Here is a 7,035-nt window from a genome sequence, read left to right as displayed (position 1 = left end):
GCCCGAAGGGGCGCCCCAAAACGCGCCCGAGTAGGCGCAAAGCACAGCCGTAGCTCGGGCTACGGCGCGCATTTGCAACGCCCTCGGGCGTGTTTTGGGGCGTCAAAGCGGGCATGACCAATTCCCTCTCAGCCTCTCAGCGGTGCCCTACGGCTCGAGGGTCAGCGTGTGGGCCTTGCGCGTGGCGTCGCGCTGCAGCGGACGGTATTGCACGGCAGCCCATTCCTCCCGCATGTCGCGGTACCGGTCGGAGAACACCAGCCCGCTCTGGCCGGTCTGATAGATGAAGCGCGACTGCTCCGGGTCGGACAGGTCATGCAGCAGCCGCAGCGAGGCCGCGTGCCGGTTGGCGAACGGGTTCTGAGCGTCGTTGGGCCAGTATTGACCCACGTTGACCGTGAAGTTATCGCCCCCGGTCGGCACGCGCACGTCGAAGAAGCGCGCCAGCGCCGGCACGTTGCCCAAAGGCCGGTGCACGCTCAGCGCTTCGTGGATGCGGCCCCATTGCCACTGCGCGACCTCGTCGCCGAGCATCGAGCGCAAGCGCTCGAGCGCGCGATCGAAGGCTGCGAGCGCCGCCGCGTCGCAGCCGCTGGCACCACACCAATACGCATCCTTGCGGGCAAGCATCCCCTCCACGCCGCTGCGGAAATGCCGCTTGCCGTACAGCGCCTCGAGCTTGTCGGTGCCGATGCGCGGCTCGATCAACGCGCGGGTGAGTTCGTCGGCCCACACCGCGTGTATGGCTGGCGCGGCGCGATCGGCGGCCATGACGCCGTCAAAGCCTTCAAGGGCGCGGCGCGCGGCTGCGGCCAAGGGGTGCTTGGAAGCGGCGGCGGCGCGCTCGAGCCAAGGGAAGATCTTGATCGCTGCGGCCGAGTGCTGGTCGGCCTGGATCGCACGCAGGCTTTCGAGGTCGTGCTTGGGGCGCGCCGAGAGCAACTCGGCGATGCGTTTGGCGCGATAGGGCTCGTGCCAGTCCTGCCCCATGAAGTAGGGATAGCCCTCGGGGGTGATGCGCTCGTTGGCGGTGGCGATCCAGCCGCGCGCGGCGGTCTGCGCGGGGTTGTCCTGGGGCGTTTGGGCAAAACCGATCCAGCCCGACCAGTCGTAACGCGCTTCCCAACCCGGGCTGGGCGCGACGCCGCGGATGTCGTTGTCGGGCCGGCGCAGCGGCGCGCGACCGATGGCCTTGTAGCCGATCCGGCCCTCGGTGTCGGCGAACACCGCGTTTTGCATCGGCGAATGCCAGTTCGAGAACGCCTGCAGCAGTTCGGGCACGTTGCGTGCCCGGTTGGATGCGAGGCCCGCGACGACGGTGTGGTTGTCGGCATCGAGCGCGCTCCAGCGCAGCGCCACCGCGTAGCGACTGCGGTCGATCAGGCGCTCATACGCGTCCTGAGCGTCGCTCAGCACCGGGCCGTGGCGGGTTTCGCGCATCGTCACGACGACATCGGGCTTGCCCTTGACCTTGAACACCTCGCGCCGCTCGGTGAAGTCGGCCCAGCCGCTGGGCGTGCGGTATTGATGCGGGTTGTCGGGGTTGATCTGCTCGAGGTAGAGGTCTTGCACGTCGGGGCCCGTGTTGGTCACCCCCCAGGCCACGCCGGCCGTGCGCCCAATGACGACGAAAGGCAGCCCCGGAAAGGTGGCGCCGATCGCGTCGACCCCGGCAATGACCGAGCCATCGGGGCGGCGGCTTTCGGGGGCGCGCAGATGCGCGAAGTACCAGATGGCTGGCGCCGAGAGTCCCAGGTGCGGGTCGTTCGCGAGCAGCGGCTTGCCACTCGTGCTGTGGCTGCCCGCAACCACCCAGTTGTTGCTGCCCTTGCCCTCGAGCGTGCCGGCGTCGCGCACAAAGGCCTGCGCCCAGGCCGCAAGCGACGCAGCCTCCCCTGCGGGCTCGGCTGCGCCCATTTTTGAAGAAAAACCCGACGATGCCGGCGTGAAATGGCCTTTTTTTGCTACTTTTTCAGGAGTTTCTTGCGACTTCCGGTAGACCCCGAGCCGCTGGTACAGCGCCGCGAGGTCGACCACCGTGGCAGGCTTTTCACCCTCGTAGGCGGGCATGAGCTCCCACAGCCGCTGCGTGGGCAGTCTTTCGAGCAGCGACAGGCGCGCGAATTCGTTGCCCCAATTTCCGCCCAGGTCCAGCGCCATCATCAAGGCCCAGCCCACGCTGTCCTCGGGCGTCCAGCGTCCGGGCGCCACGCCAAGCACGCGGAACTCGGGTTGCAGCGGCACCCCCGGCTGCGCATGGTAGGCATTGATGCCCTCGGCATACGCCGCCAGCGCCTCCCGCGCCTCGGCGGGCAGGCCTGCATACTGCGCCTGCGCCGCGCGCATGATGCCCAGCCCGCGCAGCAGCCGGTCCGTCGGCAACGTCGCCTCACCCAGGATTTCGGAGAGTTCACCGTGCATCACCCGGCGGTTGAATTCGAGCTGCCAGCCACGCTCCTGGGCATGGACCCAACCGAGCGCACGCCAGGCATCGGGCGCGCTGCGGGCCTCGATGTGCGTGACATCCGATGCGTCGCGCCAAACTTCCACCGGCGCCTGCAACCCGTGCAGAGGTGCCCGGCCATCGAGCAGCGGCAGGCTGCGCTGCACCCAAACCGCAAAAACCGCCAAACTCAAGACCACGAGTGCCCCGAGCCCGACGCCCAGACGAACCATCCAACGACGCATCGCCATGCCCTCCTACCGAATGTTGGATTGTGCGCGAAGGCAGCGCTCTGCCCACCACCTTCTCCGCGGACACGCGCGGTGGCGAACACGGATTCAGCGCGCCCTCAGCTCTGGCGCTTGAGCATCATGGTTCCGTCGTGGACGGCGAAGGTCACGACCACCGCGGTGAAGTCGCTGAAAGGCGCGCCGAGCGCCAGCTCACCCGAACCGACCAGCACGCACTCGTTGCGGCGCAGCGCGATTTCGTTGCCCTCGTTGCCCAGGCGCACCCAGGTTCCATAGGAACTCAAATCGGTCAGCACGAATTGATTTTCGACCCAGTCGATCCGCGCATGCTGGCGCGACACCCTCAGGTCGTTGATCGGGAAATCCACGTCGCGCGCCCGACCGATGAACACCGGGCAGGCGCTGGCCGCGCAGGACAAGTGCTGATTCATCCAGTCGAGGTCGATGCGGCTCATGGCGCGCGCGAGCTCGAAGGCCACATCTTCGGGCGCAAGCGTCGCAGGCAGCGTCTGCATCGCCGTGACCTCGCCCGTGTTCCAGTCGACCCGGCTCACTTCCTTCGGTGTCGAGAAGCCGCGTAGCGGAATATGCCCGAGCGAGCGCACGCGCAGCTCGGGGTCGCCCGAAATCATGCCTGCCAGTGCGTCGTTGACCCAGATTTCACCGCCTGCAGCCACATCGCACAGCCGGGCAGCGAGATTCACCGCCTCGCCGAACCAGTCGCCCTCTTGCTCGACCGCGGGCCCCAGCGCCGCTGCGGCGCGCAGCTGCAGCACGAACTTGGCCGGCAGGCGTTGGGCGCGGCTTTGATGCTCGCGCTGCAGGGCAACCATGGCGGCAACGGCAGCGGCCGGGTCCGAAAAAACCGCGAGCAAGCCGTCGCCCAAGGTCTTGACGATGCGCCCGCCGTGCGCCTTGAACACTTCGGCCATCAGTCGCGTCAGGCGCATGACGGCCTCGGTAGCGCGGCTGTCGCCCAGCGTCTCGAACAAGGCGGTGCTGCGCGTGATGTCCGCGAACACGACGGTTTGCATCGATGTGCCCGCGGGGCTGGAGAGGCTCGATTCCAAGGGAGACGACATAAGTGAACCAATCATCAGCGAAAACGCATGGAAGAACGCTGACAACTCCTGCGGGCTCCGGCACTTCTGCGCTCGGCCGTTGCGCCATCACAACGTTTGGCTTGCTCTGGGAACGCGACGGGCGTAGGGTGAACGTCCCCTCCGACGGAGCGCGCCATGCGACTCAAAAAGCCGGCACTGACTTTCGGTTTCTCCCATTGGTTCCACATCCCATGGCGCCGTGGAGCGAAGCCGTCTCTGAACAACGCTGGCCTCGAACCCATACGGGATGCCTTGCGGTCGGCCCTGGGACACGACGACGGACCGCTGGCGAGCCAACTGCGGCACCGCATCGATGGGGCCCCAACAGCCGAAGCCCTGTGGTTTCTGCGCGGCGACGTGATGCTTTGCCTGGCCCAGCGCCTGGGTGAGCGCGCCGCGCGGGAGCAGATTCGAGCCCTGGACCGGGTTTTTCAGGGGCGATATCCCGAGTTCTGGGGCAGCCAGCCGCCCGAGCCGTCTGCCGTCCGCACGCACTGACGCTTTCAAAGCCCCTCACCGCCGCACCAGCGGAATCCGGGTCAGACGTGGCCCCAGACCAGCAGCGCATCGCGCCCGTCGAGCGCCAGATCGACCTTCGCCCCCACCGGCAACAATACCTTCGTCGGCACGTGCCCAAACGGCAAGCCGGTGAGCACCGGGATGTCGACCAGGCTGCGCAGGCGCTGCACGACGGTCTTCATCGAAAACCCACGATCGGCCGGCGTGAGTCGGTATTGGGTGAAGCTGCCGAGCAGCAGCGCCTTTTGGCGGCCCAGTACCCCGGCGTGTAAGAGTTGCGTGAGCATCCGTTCGATGCGAAATGGATGCTCGTTCACATCCTCGAGAAACAGCACGCCGCCGCGCACCTCGGGCCACCAGGGCGTGCCGAGCAGCGACACCAGCATCGACAGATTCCCCCCCCAAAGCGTCGCCCCATGCACCGCGCGGGTGCGCAGCCGATCGAGCGCCGGGTCCGCCACGGCGGCAGCAGCACCGCGCTCGGCGCTCAGGCGCCAGCCCGTCCCCTCGCCCTGCCCCAGCAGCAGATCGTCGAAGCACGCGGCCATGATCTCGTCGGGTTCGGACTCGCTGCCGAAGTCGTCGGTCAAACCCGGTCCGGCCCAACTCGATGCGCCCGTGCGGGCGAGCAGGCCGAGCTGCAAGGCGGTGAAGTCGCTGTGACCGACGAAACGAAGGCCGCGTTCCACCGCCTTCGCCATGGCCTTCCAGGGCAGGTCCGGCAGGATGCGGGTCAGGCCGTAGCCGCCGCGCGACATCAAGGCCACATCGGCGCCACTGGCCGCCGCGCGCGCCACGGCAGCGACGCGCGTCGCGTCGTCACCCGCGAAACGCTGATACCGGTCCAGCGCGGCCGGATCGACCTCTACCTGATGTCCCAGGGCCTCGAGGCGGCGCACGCCCCGACGAAAGGCGGCGCGGTCGCGCACCGCACCCGAAGGCGAAAAAACGTAAATGTGGCTCATGGACTCAGGGCTGGGTGGACGGATCGGCAGATGTACGAGCCGCCCAATCTTCAGTCGCTGCGGCTCGCTTGCCCGAAGTGTGCCACCGCCGCGCGCGCAAGCGCCGCGCCCGCCTCGGGCACGAAGTGCCCCACATCCGGCAAGCGCAAAGGATCTGGGCAGCCAACAAGGTCGCTGCGCAGCCGTTCCATGACGGCCTCCCCGAACACCGGGTCCTGGAGGCCGACCGCCATGAAACTGCGTCCGCGCCACTGGCTGCGCCAAAACGCCTGGGCAGCGCGGCAAAGGTCCGCCCCTTCGTCGTGCGGCGCTTCGGGCACGCGTTGCGGAAACGCGCGCAGGGCGGCGCGATAGCCCCGGTCGGGAAACGGCGCATCGAAAGCGGCGCACTCAGCTTCCGACAACCCACGCACCGAGCGCGCCATCAGCCGGCTCACCGCGTAGTCGGGGTGCTTCGCGCACCACGCACGCCAGGCGAGAAAGCCGTCACTCAAAGGCCGCTCCTCCGTGGCGAGCAGGGTGTTCATCACGAAGAGCCCGTGGTAGCGCTCGGGCGCCGCCATCGGCAGCGTCAGCCCGAGCAAACCGCCCCAGTCCTGCACGGTCAGCACCACGCGCTGCAAGTTCAGACGCTCGACGAGTTCGAGCAACACCTGCCGGTGCCAAGCAAAGCGGTGCGCGGCTTCTTTCTTGGGCTTGTCGCTCTTGCCAAAGCCGATGAGGTCGGGCGCGACCACCCGGTGCCCGGCGGCCAGGAACACCGGAATGAAATGCCGCCAGAGGTAGCTCCAGGTCGGGTTACCGTGCAGGCAAAGCCAGGTGAGCGGCGCCTCACGCGGCCCTTCGTCGAGGTAATGCAGGCGCAGCCCGGCCAAGGCGGGCAGATCGCTCACGTAGTGCGGCGCCCAGGGGTAGCCCGGCAGGTCGGCAAAGCGATCTTCGGGCGTGCGCAAGGCATCGTCGCGCAGCGGTGTGGCGGCTAGACGCTGCGCGGCCCGCCGCTCGGCAAAGAAGCCACGCAGCAGCGCGCCGCAGGCATCGGCCAGCACGCCACCTTGCACCGCGGTCTGGTGGTTGAGCCGCGGCTCGGCAAACAGGTTCAGCACCGAGCCCGCCGCGCCGGTCTTGGGGTCAGCCGCACCAAACACCACGCGGGCGAGCCGCGCATGCAGCATCGCACCGGCGCACATGGCGCAGGGCTCGAGCGTGACATAGAGCGTGCAGCCGTCGAGCCGATAGTTCCCGAGCCGCGCCGCCCCTTCCCGAAGCGCCACCATCTCGGCATGCGCGCTCGGGTCATGCGTGCCCACCGGCCGGTTCGCTCCCCGCGCGATCACCTCGCCGCCGCGCACCAACACCGCACCCACAGGCACCTCGCCGGCCGCGGCGGCGCGCCGCGCCTCCTCGAGCGCCAGCCGCATGAACGCGTCGTCGTCAGAGGGGCTCATCGCGCTTCATTTTCAATAGCAGCGATTGACCATCTCACGCCGGCACTCCGCGAAAAACTCCGAAATTGTGGCCTCACTGCCCGGTTTTGGTACCACTGTCGCATGGCGGCCAGGGGTGTTTGTCCTTTGAGTGTCACCCTGGGGCAGTTGATGGTTATACAGCCAGACGTAACGGGCAATGGTGCGTTCGAGGTCTTCGCCGCTGGTGAAGTGGTGACTTCGCAGCACCTCTTCGATGCGGCCGTTGAAGCGCTCGACCATGCCGTTGGTCTGAGGACGCCGAGGGCGGGTGAGGCGATGCTCGAT

The 7,035-nt window shown here is 67.9% G+C and carries 5 protein-coding genes and 1 pseudogene; 1 reads left to right on the top strand and 5 read right to left on the bottom strand.

The features are described 5' to 3' along the window. Positions 1-147 precede the first annotated feature (147 nt). Complete coding sequence (locus JHC36_RS01990; RefSeq protein WP_287915194.1) at positions 148-2,688, bottom strand: penicillin acylase family protein; 2,541 nt, start codon at positions 2,686-2,688, stop codon at positions 148-150. Positions 2,689-2,792: 104 nt separating this feature from the next. Then, positions 2,793-3,776, bottom strand: coding sequence for an FHA domain-containing protein (locus JHC36_RS01985; RefSeq protein ID WP_287915191.1), 984 nt, complete (start codon positions 3,774-3,776; stop codon positions 2,793-2,795). A gap of 156 nt (positions 3,777-3,932) precedes the next feature. Here JHC36_RS01985 and JHC36_RS01980 point away from each other — a divergent pair, with 156 nt between their 5' ends. Beyond that, positions 3,933-4,295: a hypothetical protein gene (locus JHC36_RS01980; RefSeq protein ID WP_287915189.1), complete on the top strand. Its 363-nt coding sequence runs from the start codon at positions 3,933-3,935 to the stop codon at positions 4,293-4,295. Between the two features lie 41 nt (positions 4,296-4,336). Here the strand turns inward: JHC36_RS01980 and JHC36_RS01975 are convergent, their stop codons facing one another. From JHC36_RS01975 to JHC36_RS01965, 3 genes and pseudogenes are all read right to left on the bottom strand, one after another. After that, entirely contained in the window at positions 4,337-5,281 is a 945-nt protein-coding gene (locus JHC36_RS01975) for an LD-carboxypeptidase (RefSeq protein ID WP_287915187.1), read from the bottom strand. A gap of 50 nt (positions 5,282-5,331) precedes the next feature. Beyond that, positions 5,332-6,729: a tRNA adenosine(34) deaminase TadA gene (tadA, locus tag JHC36_RS01970; protein ID WP_287915185.1), complete on the bottom strand. Its 1,398-nt coding sequence runs from the start codon at positions 6,727-6,729 to the stop codon at positions 5,332-5,334. Continuing rightward, positions 6,726-7,035, bottom strand: a pseudogene (locus JHC36_RS01965) (integrase core domain-containing protein); the annotation flags it as partial. The gene tadA and the pseudogene JHC36_RS01965, both read right to left, overlap by 4 nt.

The organism is Tibeticola sp. (genome assembly GCF_022759015.1).
GTDB classification, from domain to species: Bacteria; Pseudomonadota; Gammaproteobacteria; order Burkholderiales; family Burkholderiaceae_C; genus Tibeticola; species Tibeticola sediminis.
Note: the sequence above shows the minus strand (reverse complement) of the source record. Positions and strands in the feature narration are given on the sequence as shown.